A 22,939-nucleotide genomic window follows, 5' to 3' on the forward strand; every position below is an offset into this window, starting at 1 on the left:
CTGTCCGTATCTTTCAGTTCTTCCTGTCTTTTTTTATTAAAACTATGATTTAGAATTAAGGTTTAACGCACTCTCGGGCAATCTAATTTCATGCTTTATTATAGGCTTTATATGAAACTGCTATTATCTCAAATCTTCATCTTCTCCCGGAAGAAAATCCAGGGTTGAATCTCACGGATTTGCTCAGACTGCCACAATTAAGTCTCCTTGATTTGGGAAAGTCTAAATTAAAATCGTTCTGATTATTTATCGTATACGTATTACATCACAAAGATTAATAAACTCTATAAAGTATAATTATAATTCTATAATAGGTTGAAGACGCCTTATCACATAATTAGGTCCTGTAGATATCAGGCTATAAAAAGAGCCAGAGCCAGGCATTTTAAATTTTCGGATATATAAGCAGATAACTTTTTTTAAGCTTAAAAGGCTATAGTTAAGTGTATTGGGGGTACAAAATGAACGGAAATTACTGGATACATATTAAGGGAGAAAAAAAGAAAAAAGGAATCCTTATTTTAATTCTTTTTATTCTGATAGTAAATGCAACTATTGCCCTCTCAACGGCCCAGGCAGAAACGGCAGTTTACGTAAATACTGATGGGAGCGGGGATTTCAATTGTGATGGGACAGATGACCAGACAGAGATTAATAAAGCTCTCTCATACGTAGCTGAAAACCCTGAATTTACAACCGTCCATTTGAAAGGACCCAATACCTACGTTATCTCAGATAGCATCTTCATAGGAAGCAATACCATCCTGGAAGGGGACCCTGCAGCCGTGATAAAACTTGAGGATAAAGCAGACTGGCCATTGGAAAAGCCCCTCATAACCCAGATAGACGGCTCGAAAAGCCAGAATATTACTGTAAGAGGTTTTGAAATTGACGGGAATCACGACGAGAATAGAGATAAAGGCAGGGGAAAAGGGTACTACAACCTGATACATTTCCTTAACTGTGAAGACATCAAAGTTTATAATATGTATATGCACGACAGCCATGGAGACGGGCTGAAAGTGGTAAAAAGCTCAAATATCCAGTTTTATAACAATACAGTATACAAACTCGGTCACGATGTTCTCTATGCCATCTATTGTTCAAATATAGAGGCATGGAACAATAAAATAACATGCAGAACAAACAGTGGGCTCAGGGTATATAATGGAAACCATGTGAAACTCTACAACAATATCATTGATTCGGAAGGAGAAGGAGGAGCAGGGATTGAAATCCAGAAAACTGGTTCATCTATAGTAATGGATGATATAGAAATCTTCAACAATTTACTGTATGAAACAAACACTGCAGGAATCTGGATTACAGGCTATGGGTCTGCATACTCAAAAGATTCTGCAAAGAATTTACATATACATCACAATAAATTCTATAAAGCCGGAATCAATCCCGGAGCTGACTGGTCGGGTGGCATAGTTCTCAACGGTTTTTATGACACCCTAATAGAAAACAATGTATTTGACGGGTGTTACGGGGCAGCAGTTGCCCATAAACAGGTAGATAGTGAGTTTTTATCTCCAGGGTCAGGCTATATAACCACTGCGCGAAATAACATAATAATTAATACACAGTCAAGTCCTGCGGCTGGAGACGGTTATGCTTTTTATAATAAGCTAGAAGATACTCATTCGTTTATACTTCAAAGCAACTGCCTTTCTAACAACGCCGGTGGGAACTATATGCACGCCAGTTCCACATCGGATACGGAAGCCACTCCTGAGCTCATAAAACAGCTTGACAATAAAAACGCTTCAGTAATGCAAAATTTGCCTTGCGCAGAGGCTTTAAAAGCAGGCCCACAGGAATTCCCTTATGAGATAGACAATGGCATCCATACAGGACGGGAAGAAAGCTTTGGGTCAGAAATCAAAAAAGCCATCTCAAAAATGGTAAGCTTCATAAAAAGAATTCTGTTAAGCTTTACTTTAGAAGCGTCTGATAGTGAAGAACTTAAAGTTTCCTTACCTTCGTTAATCTCAGACAATAGATTAAAAGAAGATTCTTCTAATATAACATTCAGAGAAACCGAATACATAGATGTGGGAGAGAGATTACATGGCGAGAAATACAGGAATGTTATGCTATTTGAGCTTGACCAGTTGAATGAAACTGATGAAATTAAAAAAGCAACCCTTTCTTTGTTCTGGTATTATCCTGACGAAGCCAGACCGGAGGATACAATCCTCGAAGTGTACAGGCCTGTAAAATGGTGTGAAGAACACGTTTCCTGGGATGCAAAAGAAATAGGAAATCCCTGGAATAATTCAGGGGGAGACTGGTACGATAAAGACGAGGTTTCTCAAGGCAGCACCTCATACGCTACAATAACTGTCAAGGGCAGTACTCTCCCCGATTACAGATATTACGACATGGATGTGACACAGCTTATTCAGGAATACACCAGCGGGAAATACGAAAATACCGGCTTCCTTATAAAAGCCAGAACGGAACAAAATAACTATATTGCTTTTTACAGTTCGGAATGGCAAAATATAAGCCAGAGACCTAAACTTACTGTAGAATACATAGACAAATAATATAATCCAGAAGCGGCAAAGCTTAAAAGTAAATTGCAGTATCTGGGAGTATTTGGGCATGATAAAGGTCGTTATGACCCTCGATTTTCTTCGTATCATGCATGATACCTGGAGATAATACTAATGGGTATTGATTACACGGGTATTGAGATACAAAAATCTAAGGAGAATTCATACCCTTAAGGGGAACTTGTACCCTTTGCTCCCGAATCTTTTCTAAGTTTACCTGAAATCAGGGCTGGGAAAGATTGCAAACTTTCTTGTAGCCTCTGCCTGGATAAGCACCCTGGAATTTCATTAATCTCAAAGGCTTTGGAGATTTTATTATAATTTATGGGTTTAGAACCAGATTCTCCGAGGTTTTTTTAGAAATTGTATAAAGGAAAGAATTTTATTTTTGCTTAATTATAGTGGTGAAGGATGAAGAGTTCTAATTAAACCCTGATCAAAAAAGAGTTGTACCAGAATAACCGGAGAAAAGGGGCATGAAGGAAATCTGAATAAAAATTTGGGCTCTAAAAGTAATATAAGTAAAAATACTGAAGGAAAAGTCTGGAAGATAAGCTTCCAGGCCTTAACGAGCAAGTCCTACTCTTTCATTCCTTTTTTTCTCAACTTGCATATCGAAAAGCATTCCGAATAGAAGCATCTGAAGCCCAGTACCCAGTACAAGGAAACCAAGCAGTGGATAATAGGAAGGAAGCGGGTTTTGAAGCAGTAGCTGCAAAAGTCCCCAGAAGCCTAAAAGGACACTCAGAGGTAATGCAAGCATTCCAAGGAAGTAGAATAAAACCAGAGGATGGAAATCCAGAACCGTATATTTGACTCTCAGCCTCCAGAGGAAGCCCCTGAAAAGCATGGGGGAGACCTTACGGATGAATCTGCCATATTTTATGGATGACTTCTCTCTACCGTAGCGGGCTGGCATCACTACATCCATTACTCTCATTCCAAAGGCGTTAAGCTTGATTAGCAGGTCATTACAGTAGCCATAATAAGGATAAACCGCATCTAAGTCGATAATCTCAAGGGCCTGTCTCGATATTGCCGTATACCCGTTTTGAGGGTCCATAACATGCCAGTACCCACTTCCTATTTTAGTCAAAAAGCTCAGAAGGAGGTTTCCAAATGATCTCCACCTGCTCATTCCGGTCATAAAGTTTTCGGAAAGAAGCCTGTTACCCTTTGTATAGTCGGCTAAACCTTCAATAATTGGAAAGATTAATCGTGGGAGCTGGACGGGGTCCATCTGGTTATCCCCAGCCATAACTGCTACAATATCCATTTCATCTTTTAAAGCAAGCTTGTACCCGCTAACTATCCCCCCCCCAACACCTCTGTTTACTTCATGGCGTAAATAGACGATTCTGGGATCTCCGAACTTTTTTACAATCTCCCCGGTCCGGTCAGTACTGGCATCATCGATCACATAGATCCGATCCACATACTCAGGAATCCCGCTAAGAGTTTCACCGATAAGTACTTCCTCATTGTATGCAGGCACAACAACTCCTATACGGGCGTTTTCAAGCTTCCGGAAGGCTGGATCAACATCAAAACTCAGATAGTTAACTTTAAGTTTTTCGGTCTTTGCGGCAGAAAGCAAAGATTTCAAAGATAGGTGTTCCTTTCCTGAGCTTATGCTCTGAAGTGATCTGGAGGTCACGGCAAGAAAACCGATTTTTTCTTTGTAAGTGCTTTTCCCATTCAGAAGCATAACAGTCTCCTGTTCACAGGAAACACGGCATGGCCAGGAACCTACTGAGATGTCATATCCCTGCCTTAGCGGCTCAAAAACATGAGATAGCAGATCCATATCCTGCATACACTCAGGATAAATGAGAACCACAAGCTCTGAGTCAAGGGATGCCCTGTGAAGGACTTTAAGGAGCGCCTCTTCTCCCCCTGCCAGAGGGATAACTCGTGCCCCTCCCAGAGCTGCCACTTCCATAGTTCGATCGGTAGACCCTCTATCAAGTACCAGTACACGGTCTGCATAACTCGCCGCAAGCAGGACCTTACTACCGATAGAAGCCTCTTCGTTTTGAGCCGGGATCAAGACCGTAAACTCATGCCTTGGAGGCCTATCGGAAAGCTGAGATGGTGATGAAACTATACTAATAGGATCGGAAATCAGAGAATTAAGACAAAGTGTAAGGGCTGAATACAAACCCTCTCCACCCCCTTGTGAGTATGCATTATACTATAACCCCCTGTATGTGTATAAATGCAAAAATATTAAAGGCTATCATTTGAAAGATATTTGGATGAATATATATATAAAGTTAACATCTGACTGAAAATAATCTATAAAAATATTAATAGATTAGAGAATACTCTCCTGCTTAAAATTAGATTTACTGATATATAAATGTAAATTATACTTTCAATATTACGGCTCTCAAACATTCGAGATATTGGAGAATAGAGGCATGATTTCAAAATATTTTGAAAAAAAGCATGTTTAATAGGTAGATTCGTGATAAAAGCCAGTGAACTCACTGTAAGATTATGTATAAAAGAAAAATTAAAAAAACAACTCTGTCTTATAGAAATAATGGAATGTTAGTTAGGGTAGGACTTTTTTGACGGCACTAAAATCTAAATAGTAGATATATAAAAATTTTACTGAAGATGAATTAATTTGAGTCACCCACTCTGATTTAGTTTCTATCTTAAAACGGCTTTTATGAGACAGTTTATAGAAGAACTCAATGAATTAGTACCGTAAAACGGGGAGGCAGTAATATGAAGGGAGTGATTTGATTCACTGGGGAATTCTACAGCTTCCAATTGAAATACTGTTGAGTTATCTTTTATAGCGAATATTTGAGGTTTCATGTTGGATAATAGATAAAAAGTATGCTTATGGGAGCTTATTTATTTTTCAGGCCATGAAATAAGGAGATTGTTGATATAAGGAAAAGGAATAAAGAAATTGTATCTGCTAACTCCTTTTCAGGATATAAAAATAATTTCCAGAACTATCTTTCAGGAAAAAATTCAGGTAAAATATAGGAAGTGTTAATAGCCTTTAAAAAATTGGGAAGAAAAATCCGATATATGTAGACAGTAAAAGTATACTGGCAAAAAATATTAGTGAAAGGCTAAAACTTATATTCTAAGGATATTTATTCTATTAAGGGAAAAGCCATAACTCTGAAGCCTTAGTTCTTCAATAGGGGTAGAGGGCTTGAAATTTTAATTTTGCATATATTCCGAAAGGTTTTTTGTATATAAAAGGGAAAGTAGAAATCGAATTGCAGTTAATCTGATAGAACTGGAATAAAAGATCCATCTTTAAAGAAGGGATTTAGTTTATTCGTAGCATTTTATCCGTGTTAAATATCTGCTTTTTCAAAAAATCAGGCAAATAGATTGCATGTTTAAGTTAAATAGGTAGGGGGGTAGAAGAATTGATACGTGTAGGAGTGGTTGGAACCGGCTATATGGGGGAGAACCATGTCAGGATCTATAGTGGAATGGAAGATGTTAAACTAACAGGGATATCCGATCCCAATCCTTCAAGGGTAAAAGAGCTTGCGGCAAGATACGACACATTACCTTTTGCAGATCATAAAAAAATGTTCGGGAAAACAAAGCTTGATGCGATAAGTATTGCAGCTCCGACTACCCTTCACTGTCCCATAGTGCTTGACGCGCTTCAGGCAGGTGTAGATGTGCTTGTTGAAAAGCCCATTGCAGACAGCGTGGAAAATGCAACTGCAATGATCGAATCTGCCGAAGAAACGGACAGACATCTGATGGTAGGCCATATAGAAAGGTTTAACCCTGCGGTTCTGAAGCTAAAAGAGATAGTAGATTCCGGGGTTTTAGGAAAAATTGTCTCAGTTTCAGCCAGGAGGGTTGGCCCCTATAACCCAAGGATAAGGGATGTAGGAGTAATTCTGGATATTGGAGTCCATGATATAGATATAATCTCTTTTATCTACGGAATGAGGATAAACCAGGTTTATGCCATAGCAGGTTCAGATATTCATTCTTTTGAGGATCATGCAACTATTCAACTGCGTCTGAACCATTCGTACTCAGGACTGGTAGAAACAAACTGGCTTACTCCCCACAAAATCAGGAAACTTTCAGCTGTTGGCCTCAAAGGCGTTGCATATCTGGATTATCTTGATCAAAGTGTTGAGCTTCATGATAATGGATGGGTCCATACAGCCAGAGTCGAAAAAGCTGAACCCCTGCAAAAAGAACTTTCCCATTTTATCTGCTGTTCCAGGGATGGCATCTGCCCCAGGCCTTCGGGGGAAGAGGGAAAGCATGCTCTGGAAGTAGCTTTAGCTGCAATCCAATCATATAGAGAAGAAAAAATGGTTGAGATACGAAACTGACCCAGATAAAGTATTTTGGTAATCTGCTCGCTAAACTCACTATTTACAGGCGGGAAGAAAAAACATGCGATATATCGATTTTACATTCATGAAGTGTAAAAACTATGGCAGGTATCGCTAACTCATCAATAACGGCATACTATCTTTTCAAACTGCATAATTTAAAACTTGAAAAAAGACAGATACTCTTTGACTCCTGATAACCACAGTGATGCATCCTCTTTGCAGTCAAATAATTCTGAACTTCAGGCAAGCATGGGCTCCTGTAAAAGATTGATCCTCAGAAGATACTGCAAATGATGCAGGCAATTTTCTGATATTTATACCAGTATTCAGGTAAAATAGAGTTTTATAAAAAACTTTTGCAGTACTGCTCAGGAAAAGGAGCATTGATAGCTTAAAGAGTTCTTCTCTGGGACTTGAGGGAAGAAGAATATAATGATCACGGATAATTTTAAATCTAAAAAAGTAAAAGAGTTATCAATTAAAAGAAACATAGTTAGTTAGAGAGTAAATTAAAAACTGATATTATATCTCAAAGGAAAAGACAAAAAGAAACTACAATCCTGAAACAGGGTAATTTCATCTGCAAAAGAAAAATACTTTATAGAGAAATTATATAATCTCAAAGAAAGTTTATTATGTCGTGGGTCATATGGAAATTATAAAAAAATGTAGAGATAAATTTACTGGGAATCTTGATACGATTCTAAGTTTTACAGGGTTCAGTTTAGGCTTATTCATTGTTTCTCTATACTACCTGATTAACTTAAACCAGCAGGACATCGGAATTGCTGTCCTTTCAGCCTGTTTAATCTACTTTGTTTTCAGAAAAAAGTTTAAAGATGAATCCCCGATTTCTCCGGGAAAAGATAGGTTTAAGACTGAACTCAACCTTGCTTTCTATCTCATCTTTCTGATAAGTATTTTCATCTATAGCATGAACCTGTACTACAGGCCGTTATCTTATTTTATATTAATATGTATACTTGCAGGGATTATAGCCTCGGAAATTCTCTATGTAAAAGAAGGAGATAGGATATTTCCGATTCTATTCCAGATTTTCTTGCTTTCAATTCTAATAAGATCCGGAATTTATTATAATTTCCCAAGCATAATGGGTTATGATGCCTATGCTCATGCCGGCATAGCAAAATTGATTACAGAAACCGGAGCCATTCCTCCGATAGAGATCAGCAGTAAATATTTCTATTATCCCCTTGCTCATATTTTTGTCTCGATTACCCAGCTTATGGGCGGACTGGATGTAAAAGATGGCTTTTTTTATTCAATAGGTTTTGCTAACATCTTCAGCACGGCAGGAATTTATCTTATAGGGAAAAAACTTGAAGGCCCACAAATGGGCTTACTTGCCGCATTATTAATAAATCTGAATAACCACAATATTGTTACGGGAATTACTAACATAACGCCAGGTTCCCTGGTTCTCTGCTACTTTATAATTATTATCTACGCTATCTTCAGCGAAAACCATGCACTGGTGCAAACAGGCCTTCTTCTGCTGACCACAATTTTAATGATATTGACCCATCAGCTGACTACTTTTGTGGTTTTTCTAGCTTTAATTTCAATTTTAGTGGGGAAATACCTTCATAATCTCCTTTATGGAAGTTCCCCTACTGCAGCAGGCAGTTTTAATTATATCCTTTTCTTTGTAATTAGCCTGCAGACGTACTGGATGTTTACGTATGTCACCCGGGATACATCCTTTTTTGAGATGATTTTCAAACCCCTTGTAGAAGTATTTCAAATGGGGTCCAGCTACTCAAGTGATGAGCTGATTGTAGGAACTGCAGCAGCCAACCAGGACCCTATGGAGGTGCTGCTGCTTCACATAAGCTACCTTGCCCTGCCGTTCTTTGCAATTGGAGGGGTTTTAACCTGGGCTTCCCGCAAAGATGCCATAAAAATAAATAAGTTCTCAATCGCTCTGGTCGTTGCAGTCCTGTATGGTTTAGCTTATGGGATTCCTTTACTTGGTATGAGAAACTTCCTCACAAGCAGATGGTTCCCGTTGATAGCAGTATTTCTGGTACTGGTAGCTGCTTCATATATATTAAAACTGATAAGTCTTTTCAACTCCAAAAAAGCAAAAATTCCTGCCGTTTTCATTATAATATTATTATTCTCGTTTGTAATGATAACCACACCAGGAATTAATAAAGACAACCCCCTTGTAGGAAAAAATACAACCGTAAGAAACCAGTTCAAGAACGTTGAGATTCAGGCTGTTGAAACATTATCTGGCGTATATTCAGGAAGCATTTTAATGGATTCCCCTTATGATAGCTGTCTTTTCTACAGGGATCCTAGATACAATGTAGATAATGCGACATACTTTGATTCAAACCAGATTGAGTCGAAAGAAATAAGCGGCGAACATATGATATTGCTCAGAAGATCGTCCCTTACAGAACCCATATCCATAAATGATCCGGAAAGATACGGAGTGAATATAATTAAACCGCTGCCCGCAGAATTCTTCAACAGCTTCGAAGATACGGGATATGAAAGGGTATATGACAACTCAGAAGTACTCGCTTATCTCAAAGAAAATAAAGAAATCAAAATGTGAAACTTCATTGGAAACTATTAAATAAATCGCCTGAGTGAAAACATCTATCCGCAACCCATACTGAATTAATATATTAAAAAGGTTGAAGCCCCATGTCGAACTTTATTACTAACGTATTGAAACTGGTATCAGGAAGCGTTGCTTCACAGATTCTGAGCATACTTCTTATACCCATAATCTCAAGAATTTATAGTCCAGATGATTTTGGAATTTTTCAGCTATTCATGTCGCTTTCAGGCATACTTGTAATAGTTTCTACTTTTTCTTACCAGTTTGCTATAATGTTACCAAAAACAGAAGAAGACGCTGCAAATGTTACTTCCATATGTACAGTACTTGTAATTTTAACATCTATACTTACAGGTATTATAGTATTTCTTATTCCTGTAAATCTTGATAACATTTTCAAAACTCCTGGAATTTCGATATATCTGCCTCTTCTTCCGTTAATAATATTTCTTAACGGGATGTTTTTTGTTCAAAACTACTGGCTTTCAAGAAAAACCCGGTTTGGGGTTATTGCAGGATCCAGGGTTTCGAATACCCTGACAACAAAAATACTTCAAATAGGGTTTGCGAAGTCAAGTGTTACTCCACTGGGCTTGATAGGAGGTTATGTTGCAGGATACGCATTTGCGGACCTTTTTATGCTTAAAGGCGTGAAAAAAGATCTTCAGGTTTTCAAAAAAGTATCAATAAAAAGAATGAAAGAGATGGCTATCCAGTATAAACATTTTCCTTTATTCAGCTCCTGGTCATCAATCGCGAACACCATCTCTCCACAGGTCCCTGCATTTTTGCTGGCATACTTCTATACTACCTCGGTTGTGGGCCACTTTTCACTTGCAAATCAGGTTGTAAACCTGCCAATGGGAATAGTTGGCAGTGCCATAGGGCAGGTCTTTTTCCAGAAGGTAAGCGAGGTTAGGAACGGGAATGGAGAAGGAGACATGAAAACTATAGTTGGAGAGGTTTATAATAAACTAATTTCAATAGGCCTTTTCCCTATGATACTCCTGATAATTCTTGGAGAGCAAATATTTACTTTTGTCTTTGGAAGTGAATGGGGTGTCGCAGGTACATATGTGAAAATCCTTGTTCCCTGGATATTCCTTGTTTTCCTTTCTTCACCGATCACAACTCTTTACAACGTATTCGAAAAACAAAAAGTCTGGCTCACTTTCAGTATAGCACTCCTTGTTTCAAGGGTAATAGCACTGGTCATAGGCGGGTCCAGGGGATCTCCGGAATTTGCTCTCGCCCTGTACAGTTTTACAGGCGCTGTATTCTGGCTCTGGAACAATGCATATCTCCTGGGGCTCGCAGGAATTAGCAAGAGAGAAAGCATAAATGTTCTTGCAAAATATTCAATAATAAGCCTGGTTGTTTCAACCCCGTTAATTCTGATAAAACTGATTTCTTCGAGCTTTTATACAATAATGTTTGTAGCCGCAATCGTGACAATCATATACTATGCAGTAGCCCTCCACGAAGATCCTATGTTCAAAAAAATGTTCTCATCTTTCCTTGTGAAAGTAAAAAATAGGAACTGAGAAGAAGAGAATTGATTATCTAATGAACAAGCCCGGTAGGAGATCTATCTCAAAGACTTTATGAGACTTTAAAAAGGAGAACTCGACAAATAGAAGAAAAAGAATGAGGCTCTTAAACAAGATCAGATTCTAATCAACAAATTTCTCATAAAATCAGTAAAAAAGTAATCAAATCCGATTTTGGGAAAAATCCCAATATCGGTTTTTTAATAACGGTTTTTAATATCGGTTTTTTAATAACGGTTTTTAATATCGATTTTCTAATACCGGTTTTTAATATCGATTTTCTAATACCGGTTTTTAATATCGATTTTCTAATACCGGTTTTTAATATTGGTTTTCGGGAAAAGAGTTGTTCTATTCTCCTGTCACTTATTTTTCTGTCGCTTATTTTTCTGTCACTTATTTTTCTGTCACTTATTTTTCTGTCACTTATTTTTCTGTCACTTATTTTCCTGTCACTCATTTTCTTCGTGCGTAGCCTGGTATAATATCCTTATGAGAGAATACTTTGTATTGCGCAGGGTTACAGTGTAGTAAGGGACAATTTTTGGGGAAAATCCCATAATAAAGTCCGTAAATCTTGGGACGTTTGCTGCCATTACATTCATGTATTCGAAATCCCTGGATCTGAGATTGAGAAACTCATTATAATATAGAAGCGCATTCGGACCCATTCTACCAAACTCAGGGTTAAGGGCTGAAGACCAGGTAACAGTGCACTTCTTACCATACAGGTTCAGGTGAGATGCAACTGCCTCTCCTTCGGGAGTTTCCGAAACAAACATATAGCCAACATCTTTCTCCTCGATTAATTTAAACACTCTTCCAAAGAATTCCTTAGGAACAGGAGGTTTCAGGTTTTGTTTATCATAGACAAGGGAAAAGAGACGATAATAAGTATCAAGGTCGTTTGAGACTCTCGTATTAAGCCCTGCTTCCTCTGCGCTCTTAAGTTCCCTCTTGATTTTTCTGGAAAGATTGCTGTCTATATTTTCTTTCAAGTCCAGGTGATGAGTATAGCGAACACTCGACTCCCATCCTTTCCATGTAAAAGGCCTTACATCTCCAAGGCCGGGGGAAAGTGTAAGGGTAATGCTGTCGAACCCCTGATTGCAGAGAAATTCTCTGAGAGCTCCAAAGATCTCATGTGTATCCTGCATACGTTTGCTAGCCTTGGAGCTGGCTCCTTCTTTTATAAGGGGACCACAGTAGTCAGTCATTATAGAGGTCGAATTTGCTATTTTTACCATGCCTTTAATATTTCTGATGAAAATGGGGCACCCACCTACAAGTTCACCATTTCTGAAGCAGCCGTAAATCTTCAGGTCTTTAGAAAGAACATCCCTGTAGATTTCCAGCCAGTCACTAGTGTGAAAAAGTGTACCGGATTGAGCCTTTTCTACGAGCAAATCCCATTCTTTGTATTCAGAAGGCACCAATTCTCTTACTTCAATTTCGTCCATTTTAAGCCCCGTTAAATAAATAACAACTCATAATTTTACCGAAAAAATTATTAAGAGATAAATTTCGTATCTTCAGTTCTTAATTCCTGATTTGCAGATCTTATCTACCTGTTTAGCTACACTGTACCAGCTGTAATTTTCAGTAACATAACTTAAACTTTTTGAGCCCATGCTCGCTCTCAAATCCTGGTTTTCAAGCAGCTCTGAGATAGCCTCTGCAAGAGCTCCCGGATTTTCAGGAGGAACGGAGAGCCCTCCTTTTGAAGCTTCAAGTGCATCACCAACTCCGTTTATAGCGCTTGCAACAACCGGTTTTCCACATGCCATATACTCATACAGCTTCAAAGGAGAGAGCCCTATTTTTGCATTCCTTGCCAGGATAAAAGGGGCTGTACAGACATTGCTCGCATTGATGTAAACCGGTACACGGTCATAAGGAACCACACCTGTAAAAACAAATCGATTTTCAATTCCGAATTCTCGTGAGAGGCTTATAAGTTCATTTTTCATAACCCCATCACCGACAATAAGAAAACGGCAGTCAGGATACCTGGACAGTATTGAAGGAGCTGCCTTTACCAGGTACTCAACTCCCTGCCAGGGAGCAAGATTTCCTACGAAGCAGATATAAGGACTTTTCAGGTCAAGCCCAAGGTTTTTTCTACATTCTTCCTGATCAAGGGGTCTGAACAGGGAAGTATTTGCTCCATTGGGTACTACGGTTATTTTGTCTCCGGGAATCTGATAAGCGCTCTCAAGATTAGCTTTTATTCCGGGAGTCACTGCAATAATCTTATCTGAAAACCCGAGAGCTTTCTTTAGAACTAAAATTTTTAACCTGGACTTTGCAGAAGAAAAATACCCGGAAATACCTCCTGTTCTTCTCTTCTGTAAAGTTTTTTCTTCACCACTCTTTGATTTGATAAGATTGGATTCATCCTCCGGAATTCCATTTAATTCATAAACCAGGGCTTTGCATCGGCTTCGGCAAAAGAGACCGGCAAGAAAGCCGAAGTTAGGGTTTCTCGTGTAAAGCACATCAAAAGTTTCGGAGCCGATCAGACGTGCAGAACTCCGAAAATAATTGCTTGTGATAGTAAGCAGGCTTCCAGGATGTACATAATGACAGCGGATGTTGTCAAAATGAGAAAGAGTAGAGCTGTCAGTGGTGAAAATATGGATTTCATTCTCCAGCTTTGCCAGGTTGCTTACGAGTTCGTGCCTGTGAATAAGCGAGCCATCAGCCAAGTAGAGAGGCCACACGATGTCCAGAAAGAGCATCTTCATGCTATCACCTTATTCCTGTACTATCTTAAAATATTTTAAATAGGTCATTGCTCTCCCTGCTTGGATTTTATGGAATTGCGGCTTAGAGCACCCGATATTCTGGAAAGCAAAAACCCAAGGCCCTGATTTTTATAATAAGTCCTTATCTCCGTGTCCTGGATTTTTTTCTCTCTTTTAACAGCCGAATTAAGGTATCCGTAAAAGTACGCAATGCCTGTGTAATAAGGAGATTTCAGGCAAAAATAAAGTGTATTAAACAGAACCATAGGCAGACTTTTATCCACGTAATAAGCCATCCAGCCATTTTTAACGTATCCTTTCCAGAGTCCTTCTCCTGCACTAGTCTTTCTGGTCTGGATCTCGATAACGTCTGCGTACTGTCTCAACTTCCATCCCCTTAGAATTGCTTTAGTATTGGATATTGAGTCAGGAGAGGGTTCTACCTGATATCCTCCAGTATCGAGGAAACAGGCTTTTCTCCATAGCCTTCCAGTTCCACGGGGCAGATTTTTATCAGAGACTTCTCGTAAAAACTTGCCGCCTGTATCATAGTAAACCCCTCCGCTTGCAATTCCAAGCGAGGAATCACTTTCAAATTCATCTATTAATTTTCCAAAATAATTATCTTCCAGTATCGTATCGGCATCAAGAAGACCTATATAGTCATATTCGATGTCATTTTCCCTGCAGTATTCCAGTGCGTAGTCAAACCCCTGTTTGCAGACGTAGCTGTAGTGAAAGGTTATATCCCTGGGCCTTGGAGGAAGCCTTATGCTCTTAATCCAGGAATGTTTTGTCTTTAAATCCTCGAGAATGTGAGGAGTTGCATCCGTACTTCCATCATCCACAATGATCCAGAGCGCAGGTACTACCTTCTGTCCTGTTACGGACCTTGAAACCTTAGGCAGGTTTTTTTCTTCATTCCTTGCAGGTGTAATCAGCAGGTACTTTCCTTTAGAACCTGAATCCATTTTCCCACCACCTGTAAATCTCTTCTCCGCTTGTAATCCAGGCTCCTTTGTCAGAACAGTACTGAAGCACTTTCTCGTATAATTTGATCCAGTCTTTTCTGAAACTGCACCCAAAGACGAAATTATGCCACAGCAGAGTAATGACCCCATTGAACCTTGCCGTTGTATCTATCAAGTCTTTTGTAAACTTCCAGGCTTCCTCAAAAGATCCGGAGCTTTTGAATAGAGCAACATCCATTACAGCAAGTGGAATCTCCAGAATGTTTATCTCCCGTTCTTTATCCAGATTATATGGCTTGAAAGGATGACACATACCGTTTCTGAAGCCTACTGACTCGCTGTATCCAAAAGTTGAGTCATAGCCGAAACCTGCATCTGCCAGCAATTCCCAGGTTTCCGGGGTTTTGAACCTGAGATAATGATTACGAAAGCCCAGGACTTTTTTGCCCAGAACTTTTTCAAGTCTTTCTTTTTCGCTTTTTAGTGATTCAAGATTGTCATATGAATAATACCCACCATGCAGACCGGCTTCCCATCCTCTATCGGAGATTTCTCCAGCACGGCTTTCTATGTCTTCTATGTCATATCTGAACCTGACAGGGTCTTCCCTGCTGGCTATAAAATAGAAAGAAGATTTTGCCCCGAATTTTTCCTCGATGTCCATAATTTTGGAAAAGTTAAAATAAGGGGAATGCTCAGGTTTCTTAAATTTCCACAGGAATGGAGCTGCTAAACCCCGAAAATCCAGGCTCTTAAGGCAGCAAGCCGAAGACAGCAGGCTATGAGAAAGAGGAGGATAAATATCATCCATATCGTGAGTTAAACACACTGCAAAGGTTTTGTTTTCCGGGAATTCAACTTTCATCCCGTTTTCCACCAGGTATCTGGAGACCTCAGGCCTGGAAGCATTTTTCAGATCGGCCTCGGCAAAAAAGAAACGCCCGTGTTCATCAAGCTTATTGGGATGATATTCTTCTTTCCGGGTAAAAAGGTCCCAGATTTCCGAGTTTTGCTTCAATAAATCATGCATGGCTCTCATCCGGGACCTTAGATACCGAAATCCCTTGCTTTTCCCCTCGCTTTTCTCCAGGGGTTCCTTCTATGAGTTTTACCATAAACTCGGTCACATCTATTTTATCTTTAAGGAGAGCAGCCCTCTTGAGGCTCCAGGTTTTCTTAAGTTCAGGATCCTTGATGAGTTCCACTGCCTTTTTCAGGGCAGCTTCCGAATCGCTATAATTGAAGAGCAGACCATATTTCTCTTCAAGTTCCGAGAAATTTCCCATGGTTCCTGCAAGAGAAGAGATATAGATAGATGGTGTGCCCAGGATTGCACTCTCGACAGCCATAGTTGCTCCTTCTCCCACACACAATGTAGCATAATGAAGTACACTATGGATTTTTTCAGAGGGGATCCTGATTCTATACTTATCAAACTCATCTGCTAGCTTTCCTTCTGAAGAAATGAAGATCTTACCAAATTTTTCGAGTTCCTGAACAAGTGCCAGCTTATTGTTGATCCCATGCTGTCCTACATCATGATGCGCTCCCCATGAAATAAAGCGCAGGATTACAAATGGTTCACCTACCTCTACACCGAGTTCCCTTAAAACCTCAGGATTCGGAGAGAAATAGGCCGGATGGAGATATGCCATCTCATGATAGCCTCTGTATCTTATTTGCTTTTTTCCTGCATCTTTTTTGAAGGAAGTTGGCGTGCAGATGATATCACAGAAAGGATAGGTCATTTTCTGGGCTAACTCTGCATGTTCAGTGTCATTAAAGATTATGGATTTCTTTCCCAGCGCCCATGCTACATGAGCAGCTTCGGGAGAAAGAATACCTATAATGAGATCCGGATTAAACCTGCGAGCGATTTTGTAAAGTTTAGATTCCCTTATAAACAATTCTTCAAACAGGTGGATTTTGCCCTTTTTGACCTTACTTAAAACTGTATGCGGGATATTATAAGCATTTAATAGCTCTATTACAACATCCTTGTCTCTTGAGACAACCATTACCTGGTGTCCCTTTTTTTCAAGGTTCCAGATAGTATTTTTGAAAAAATGAACATGGGCCGGATGCCCGATATCAACAATGACCCTCAAGGTTTTCACTCCCTAATTGATACCCGCTTATGAATATATGACTCAGGGATAAGAACCTTATTTCTTTGAGGAAGGCAGCGGTGGAAAGGAAGGTAAGAAGTTATTAGACGCCAGATCTGCTAGCAGACAAGGCGAGATATTATAAGAAATCAGGGCTTCTTTATGCTTTTATCATAAAGAAGTAGTTCCTGGACCCTGGTTCTTCTTGTGTCCCTTTTTTCCGAACCTTACTTTCAGACTTAATGTCCTTTGAATTCCCCTGCTACTGACAACAAGATGGCAGCAACAGCCCCCCGGCTATAGCCCCACCCTATTACAGCGCCTCCTTGAATTTAAGCTTTTGATTCTGATAGAATCACTAACAAATACTATTATACTTAGAAGATAAATAGTCAATGAATAAATAGTTTTTGGGAGTATAATCCTGAACTAAAATAGTTAAAAGGCTAAAAACATTAACTTCCAATAATTTAGGTTCAAAATAGAAAAAGAATTGTTTATTAGACTTTATAATATTTTAATATATGAATGGTCCGGAAAAACGAAAGAAAAGAAATAAAAGAAGCTGGATATTTAGGGAGCTAGCCCTATAAAAATAATTTCCAGCCCTGCAAAAAGGAAATTCGCAACAAAACATATTAACAAAGGAAATATTCCAATGTCAATAGAATCTATCGAAAAATGGTCTTCTTTTCTTGAAACCAGAAGCATTTCCTTTATTCCCACAAGAGCTATCAGACCCAGAACTACTATTTTGTAATATGCTGGAATTCCGAAGTCCGTGTAAATGAAACATACACCAGAGCCGGGGAAACCATTTCCCAGAACAAGCTCTTCTGTGCCCAAGGTCAGCATTGAAAGCACTACAAAATCCCCCGTTATAGGTAGAAGTATTGTCAAAGCATATACTAAACTCTAACTGTAAAGACTTATAAACTGTCAAACTATATAAATATTTAAACAAACACGAAAAGGATAAATACATGAAAGCCTGAAATCGTGAATCTCGATAACTAGGAAATATAAGAAAGACAGGCTATCAAAAAATAGATAAGAATTGGGATCGATTACCTGTTCAATTCCCGATAAGAGGTCAAGATAATGAAAGTTTCTGTTATAGGTTCAGGGTATGTGGGTTCGGTCACCGCAGCCTGTTTTGCAAAAGTAGGGCATGAAGTAATCTGCGTGGATATTGACAGGAAAAAAACCGAGCAGATAAACGCAGGCATTCCCCCAATTTATGAAGAAGGACTTGAAGAACTTTTGCAAAAATATGCAGGAAAAAAGCTCATAGCAATTACGGATTATGAATTTGCTGTTAATGAAACAGATATTTCCTTTATCTGTGTAGGAACGCCTTCGGCAGAAGATGGGAGTATAGATCTTTCCATTGTCAGGGCAGCGGCAATAAGCATAGGTAAAGCCCTGGCAAAAAAAGAAGGTTATCATGTCGTGGTAGTAAAAAGCACAGTAGTTCCTGAAACCACAGAAAAATTCGTTCTCCCGATTCTTGAGGAAGCATCAGGAAAAAGAGCCGGAAAAGATTTCGGCGTTGCGATGAATCCGGAATTCCTGAGAGAAGGAAAGGCAGTTCATGACTTCATGAACCCGGATAAGATTGTAGTTGGGGCAATTGACAGAAGGTCAGGAGATATGGTTTCTGAGCTCTACCGGACCTTTGAGTGTGAGGTCACGCGTACAAGCCCTTCAACTGCTGAAATGATAAAATATGCAAACAATTCCCTGCTTGCAACCAAGATATCTTTTGCCAATGAAATAGGAAATATTTGCAAAAAATTGGGAATCGATACCTATGAGGTCATGGAAGCTGTGGGTAAAGACTTCAGGATTTCCCCGAAATTCCTGAATTCGGGAGCAGGCTTTGGAGGTTCTTGCTTCCCTAAAGATGTAAAAGCTCTTATAGGAAAAGCAAAAGCAATCGGATACTCTCCAGTACTTCTTGAATCCGTAATATCTGTAAATGAGAAGCAGCCCCTTCTTATGACTGAAATTCTGCAAAAGAAAATAGGAAATCCTGCAGGCAAAAAGATTGCAGTCCTCGGCCTCGCCTTCAAAAATGAAACTGACGATATAAGAGAATCCAGATCTATCCCAGTAATTGCTGAACTCCTCAGGCTCGGGGCAAAAGTTTCAGCTTACGACCCTATGGCAATAGAGAATATGAAGCGCATCTTTCCTTCAATCGAATACTGTGATACGGCTTCCGATGCACTTAAAGATGCTGACGCCTGCCTTGTGATGACAGAATGGGACGAATTCAGTAACCTTGACTCAGAATTCCAGAAAATGAAAGGAAAAACAGTTATTGATGGAAGAAGGATAATTAAAGCTAAGAATATTGATTATGAAGGGCTCTGCTGGTGAGAACCAGCAGAAATAGCCTTTATCTGATCTCAATATAATCCCAACATAAGTACTGGCTATTTTTTTACAATTCTGCTCTAATTACATCTTATTTAATATTTTTTACGATATAGGGTTTTAATTACTATAGGACTTTATTATTGCAGGATTTTTATTACAACTACCCATTCTTTTCTTCAGGAATTTCATTCACTGCAAGAATTTCTCGCAGATATCTGAGTACATCATTTCGAAGGTTTTCGCTTTGAAGAGCGAAATCTACTATGGACTTCACATACCCAAGTCGGTCTCCCGTATCGAATCTTTTTCCTTTAAATTTGCAGGCATAAATCATCTGGGATCTGTTCAGGAGTCTTATCCCATCTGTAAGCTGTATCTCGCTTCCAATACCTGTTCCAGCTCGCCTTATACAGTCGAAAATTTCAGGCGTGAAAACATAGCGTCCGATTGCTCCTATATTGGAAGGCGCGTCTTCAGGTGCTGGTTTTTCTACGATATCTTCAAGCACATAAAGGGAATCGTCAAGGTGTCTTCCCTTTATGATTCCGTAGCTACTCAGTTTTTCGTAAGGCACCTCTTCAACTGCTATTGTTGACCTCCCGTATTTCTCAAAGTATTCAATAAGCTGGGCAGTGCAGGGCTTATCATTAACTATAATGTCATCTCCAAGAAGCACCGCAAAAGGCTCGTTTCCTATATTGGTTCTCTGCCCTGAGAACTGCATCTCCCAGACCATTGGGCTCTTTCTGGCGGATATAATGAATGTCAACAAGGGAGGATATATCCCGGACCAGTTTCAGCATATCAGTCTGATGTTTTTTCATAAGGTGCATTTCCAGTTCAGGAGAGTCGTCGAAATAATCTTCAATAGCTCTCTTACCTCTTCCTGTGATGATTATTATGTCCTCGATCCCCGAAGCAATAGCCTCTTCTACTACATACTGAATTACAGGGGTGTCAATAACAGGAAGCATCTCTTTTGGCATTGACTTGGTCGCTGGCAGGAAGCGAGTTCCCAGACCCGCCGCAGGGATAACTGCTTTCTTTACTTTCAAGATTAGCGCTCCAGAAAAAATAAAAAATTTATTAATGCAAGTTTGAGGTTTCATTCAAATATTCTTGATTATTGTTTATCTTGCACTGCAATTATCATTAATTTTTCCAATCCTGAAAAACTTTATGAGTTGCTGATAAAATTAGAACCGTAATATTCCTACCTTACTGAATGTGAGAAACTTGAATACTACACCATCACAATCCATTTTAGGATTACTAAGTCGCCTAACCTTCTCCCCGCCTTGTAAATTCTACACCCATTTTGCAGATTTCTCGAGAATCTATTTGTAGAAATATCCAAAATCAAATAATCAATTTCAAGATACAACCTAAGAATAAAATTATAACTTGTCCCTGATATAACAGGAAACAAATATTAATTAAGATATTTTTCATACCACATTTCGAAAATAAGGATGCTCCACAACTTTTGAGCGAGTATAAAGTTTAGTTTATAATTATTGCCCGCATTTTTGATTAGATTCAATAATTCAAAAACATATTCTCGATTATACAAACCGTGGTTTTCTTTCACTAAATATTCATTTAAAAGATCACCAAGAACGCCTTTAAACCAGTAATCAAAAGGAACATTGAAACCATGTTTTCTTCTTTTCACAGTTATAGGCGGCAAGATTTTCTCAAATGACTTTTTTAAGATGTATTTTTCATTCCAGAATCTTAGTTTATAATTGAACGGAATAGAAAAAGCAAACTCTACTACCTCATAATCCAGAAAAGGAACCCTTTGTTCCAAACCAAATGCGCTTGACATCTTATCTGCTTTCATGAAAAAATCATTTGGAAGCAAAGTTTCAATATCAAATAACTGGGCATTGCTTACACTATTGTCAAAACTATTTTTCCAAAATTGTTTTGCATTGTAGTTGGAAAGACTTAATCTTTCAAGTTCGCTATCATCAAAAAGGCGGATTATCTCAAAAAAGCTTTCATAATCATCCTTATTCCTCATTCTTTTCAATCTTTTTATAATATCGTTTTTTGAGTCAAAAAAAATCAGATGATTGAGATATCCCCCATAAAACAGGAACTTATACCTGTCATACCCGCATAAAACTTCATCTGCCCCATCACCGCTTAATACAACTTTGTTATACTTGCTTGCTTCTTTTGATAGCACAAATATTGGTAAAAAACCAGGGTCTCCTATAGGTTCGTCCATGTGCCAGACCATGTCCTGAAGATAATCTAATACATTACTTTTATCAATTTTAAATTCAAAATGTCTGGAATGAATATGATCGGATACTGTTTTGGCATATGACAATTCATTGGTTGTATCAAAACCGATAGAAAATGTGTTTAAATTCTCATTATACTTTTTTGCAATTGCTGCAATTACGGAACTATCAACACCTCCTGACAAAAAACAGGCTACCGGAACATCAGCAACCATCCTTCTCTTAACTGCCTCCTCAATAAGCTCTTCTAGTTTATTCGAATAGAAGCTGAACGGCTTCTTCTCTTTCTCATGCGTTTTTAAAAAATAATATCTGCAATATTTTTTTACCTTATTTTCGGTAAGGCTGTACACCATATAATGGCCTGGAAGGAATTTCTTTATATTCTTCAAGAGGGTTGTTTCACCCAGCGTAAACCTGAAATTGAAAAATTGTAGAAGCCCGTCATGATCAATTTCTTTTTTGTCCAAGAAGTGCAATAAACCTTTAATTTCAGAACAGAAAACGATATTATTTTCATTTATATAATATAAAGGCTTGATACCAAATCGGTCTCTTGCAAGGAATAATTCTTTACTTTCATGGTCATAGATACAAAAAGAGAACATTCCATTAAATTTTTCTAAGCATTCATATTTCCACTTGTCATAAGCATAAATAATTACTTCTGTATCCGAAGTTGTTTCAAAGTTGTATTCGCTGAGTTCCTTTTTAATTTCATTAAAATTATATATCTCGCCATTAAAAGTAATAGTGTACTTTAATTTACTCATTGGTTGCCTGCCCCTTTCAGACAGGTCCAATATGGATAACCTTTTGTGGCCCAATGACACAAAATCATCTATGAAAATTCCCTCATCATCCGGTCCCCTGTGAGAGATAACACTCAAACTTTTTGTTAAATATTCTTCAGAAGGCCACCCAAAACCGATAATCCCACACATAACATACTCCTGATCCCACACATACTAATTCATTCACTAGATAATGAAAAAATTAGTTTTCTAATAATACTTCTTTTTCAGAACCAGCATCAACAGGTTCACCTGCAAATGTATTCTCGCAGTATAGAAATCGAAAGACCTGGTCTCACTCTGGACCCGTAACTGAGACTCTTAACTCTGCTCGGGCAGTTTCACGATAAACATATCCACTTTTAATGTATCAACATTTAAACATATTTATTTTATGGATAGGGAAGAATCTTGCAATAATATTAAACTTTTCGATTTGTATTCAGACAGACGGCATTTAAACTCGGCCTGCGTGCAGGTTTTGAGGTTGATTGGGAATTCTTACATAGCAGACTCAAAAAACATAGAGGAACCTGAACCCCAGTCGGATTCAGGATCCTGCAGGGCATTGGAATAAATTACAGAAAAGAAAAAAATATTTGCTT

At 38.6% G+C, this 22,939-nt stretch carries 14 protein-coding genes and 1 pseudogene; 5 read left to right on the forward strand and 10 right to left on the reverse strand.

Going from position 1 to position 22,939, the window contains the following annotated elements:
- The first annotated feature begins 461 nt into the window (after positions 1-461).
- Complete coding sequence (locus tag RSJ42_RS15040) at positions 462-2,558, forward strand: disaggregatase related repeat-containing protein (protein ID WP_410508075.1); 2,097 nt, start codon at positions 462-464, stop codon at positions 2,556-2,558.
- Between the two features lie 574 nt (positions 2,559-3,132).
- Here the strand turns inward: RSJ42_RS15040 and RSJ42_RS15045 are convergent.
- On the reverse strand, positions 3,133-4,728 hold the full coding sequence (locus RSJ42_RS15045; RefSeq protein WP_410508076.1) for a glycosyltransferase family 2 protein: 1,596 nt from the start codon (positions 4,726-4,728) through the stop codon (positions 3,133-3,135).
- 1,246 nt (positions 4,729-5,974) lie between these two features.
- On the opposite strand from RSJ42_RS15045, the gene RSJ42_RS15050 reads away from it, so the two are divergent.
- The 3 genes from RSJ42_RS15050 to RSJ42_RS15060 all read left to right on the forward strand — a co-directional run bounded on the left by RSJ42_RS15050 (position 5,975) and on the right by RSJ42_RS15060 (position 11,065).
- Positions 5,975-6,916 (forward strand): UDP-N-acetylglucosamine 3-dehydrogenase, encoded by a 942-nt coding sequence (locus RSJ42_RS15050; protein WP_410508077.1) that lies wholly within the window; start codon positions 5,975-5,977, stop codon positions 6,914-6,916.
- A 655-nt stretch (positions 6,917-7,571) separates the two neighbouring features.
- The gene (locus RSJ42_RS15055; protein WP_410508078.1) at positions 7,572-9,512 is read left to right on the forward strand and encodes a hypothetical protein; all 1,941 of its coding nucleotides are present in this window, start codon (positions 7,572-7,574) and stop codon (positions 9,510-9,512) included.
- Between the two features lie 92 nt (positions 9,513-9,604).
- Complete coding sequence (locus tag RSJ42_RS15060) at positions 9,605-11,065, forward strand: lipopolysaccharide biosynthesis protein (RefSeq protein WP_410508079.1); 1,461 nt, start codon at positions 9,605-9,607, stop codon at positions 11,063-11,065.
- A gap of 145 nt (positions 11,066-11,210) precedes the next feature.
- Here RSJ42_RS15060 and RSJ42_RS15065 read toward each other — a convergent pair whose 3' ends face one another.
- The 7 genes from RSJ42_RS15065 to RSJ42_RS15095 form a co-directional block, all read right to left on the reverse strand.
- Complete coding sequence (locus RSJ42_RS15065) at positions 11,211-11,531, reverse strand: hypothetical protein (protein ID WP_410508080.1); 321 nt, start codon at positions 11,529-11,531, stop codon at positions 11,211-11,213.
- Positions 11,524-12,531: a GNAT family N-acetyltransferase gene (locus RSJ42_RS15070; RefSeq protein WP_410508081.1), complete on the reverse strand. Its 1,008-nt coding sequence runs from the start codon at positions 12,529-12,531 to the stop codon at positions 11,524-11,526. Before RSJ42_RS15070 ends, RSJ42_RS15065 begins: the two co-directional genes overlap by 8 nt.
- Before the next feature lie 72 nt (positions 12,532-12,603).
- A complete protein-coding gene (locus RSJ42_RS15075; protein WP_410508082.1) occupies positions 12,604-13,818 on the reverse strand; it encodes a glycosyltransferase family 4 protein in 1,215 nt (404 codons plus the stop codon).
- Between the two features lie 44 nt (positions 13,819-13,862).
- Positions 13,863-14,789 (reverse strand): glycosyltransferase family 2 protein, encoded by a 927-nt coding sequence (locus RSJ42_RS15080; RefSeq protein ID WP_410508083.1) that lies wholly within the window; start codon positions 14,787-14,789, stop codon positions 13,863-13,865.
- Positions 14,773-15,828, reverse strand: a complete 1,056-nt coding sequence (locus RSJ42_RS15085) for a polysaccharide deacetylase family protein (RefSeq protein ID WP_410508084.1) — start codon at positions 15,826-15,828, stop codon at positions 14,773-14,775. The genes RSJ42_RS15080 and RSJ42_RS15085 overlap by 17 nt, the downstream gene beginning before the upstream one ends.
- Positions 15,812-16,897, reverse strand: coding sequence for a DUF354 domain-containing protein (locus RSJ42_RS15090; RefSeq protein ID WP_410508085.1), 1,086 nt, complete (start codon positions 16,895-16,897; stop codon positions 15,812-15,814). The genes RSJ42_RS15085 and RSJ42_RS15090 overlap by 17 nt, the downstream gene beginning before the upstream one ends.
- Positions 16,898-17,470: 573 nt before the next feature.
- Positions 17,471-17,752 (reverse strand): hypothetical protein, encoded by a 282-nt coding sequence (locus RSJ42_RS15095; protein ID WP_410510387.1) that lies wholly within the window; start codon positions 17,750-17,752, stop codon positions 17,471-17,473.
- A 246-nt stretch (positions 17,753-17,998) separates the two neighbouring features.
- On the opposite strand from RSJ42_RS15095, the gene RSJ42_RS15100 reads away from it, so the two are divergent.
- On the forward strand, positions 17,999-19,282 hold the full coding sequence (locus RSJ42_RS15100; protein ID WP_410508086.1) for a UDP-glucose dehydrogenase family protein: 1,284 nt from the start codon (positions 17,999-18,001) through the stop codon (positions 19,280-19,282).
- A gap of 160 nt (positions 19,283-19,442) precedes the next feature.
- Here the strand turns inward: RSJ42_RS15100 and galU are convergent.
- Positions 19,443-20,391: pseudogene (gene galU / locus RSJ42_RS15105) on the reverse strand (UTP--glucose-1-phosphate uridylyltransferase GalU).
- A gap of 323 nt (positions 20,392-20,714) precedes the next feature.
- Entirely contained in the window at positions 20,715-22,484 is a 1,770-nt protein-coding gene (asnB, locus tag RSJ42_RS15110) for an asparagine synthase (glutamine-hydrolyzing) (protein ID WP_410508087.1), read from the reverse strand.
- Positions 22,485-22,939: the final 455 nt, after the last annotated feature.

The organism is Methanosarcina hadiensis (assembly GCF_046529725.1).
Lineage (GTDB): Archaea > Halobacteriota > Methanosarcinia > Methanosarcinales > Methanosarcinaceae > Methanosarcina > Methanosarcina hadiensis.

Bases quoted from the DNA above. Each gene is read 5' to 3' on its own strand.
- RSJ42_RS15055 (WP_410508078.1), top strand. From the start codon at position 7,572: ATGGAAATTATAAAAAAATGTAGAGATAAATTTACTGGGAATCTTGAT.
- RSJ42_RS15040 (WP_410508075.1), top strand. From the start codon at position 462: ATGAACGGAAATTACTGGATACATATTAAGGGAGAAAAAAAGAAAAAA.
- RSJ42_RS15070 (WP_410508081.1), bottom strand. From the start codon at position 12,531: ATGGACGAAATTGAAGTAAGAGAATTGGTGCCTTCTGAATACAAAGAA.
- RSJ42_RS15080 (WP_410508083.1), bottom strand. From the start codon at position 14,789: ATGGATTCAGGTTCTAAAGGAAAGTACCTGCTGATTACACCTGCAAGG.
- RSJ42_RS15095 (WP_410510387.1), bottom strand. From the start codon at position 17,752: ATGCTGACCTTGGGCACAGAAGAGCTTGTTCTGGGAAATGGTTTCCCC.
- asnB (WP_410508087.1), bottom strand. From the start codon at position 22,484: ATGTGTGGGATTATCGGTTTTGGGTGGCCTTCTGAAGAATATTTAACA.
- RSJ42_RS15075 (WP_410508082.1), bottom strand. From the start codon at position 13,818: ATGAAGATGCTCTTTCTGGACATCGTGTGGCCTCTCTACTTGGCTGAT.
- RSJ42_RS15100 (WP_410508086.1), top strand. From the start codon at position 17,999: ATGAAAGTTTCTGTTATAGGTTCAGGGTATGTGGGTTCGGTCACCGCA.
- RSJ42_RS15065 (WP_410508080.1), bottom strand. From the start codon at position 11,531: ATGAGTGACAGGAAAATAAGTGACAGAAAAATAAGTGACAGAAAAATA.
- RSJ42_RS15085 (WP_410508084.1), bottom strand. From the start codon at position 15,828: ATGAGAGCCATGCATGATTTATTGAAGCAAAACTCGGAAATCTGGGAC.
- RSJ42_RS15060 (WP_410508079.1), top strand. From the start codon at position 9,605: ATGTCGAACTTTATTACTAACGTATTGAAACTGGTATCAGGAAGCGTT.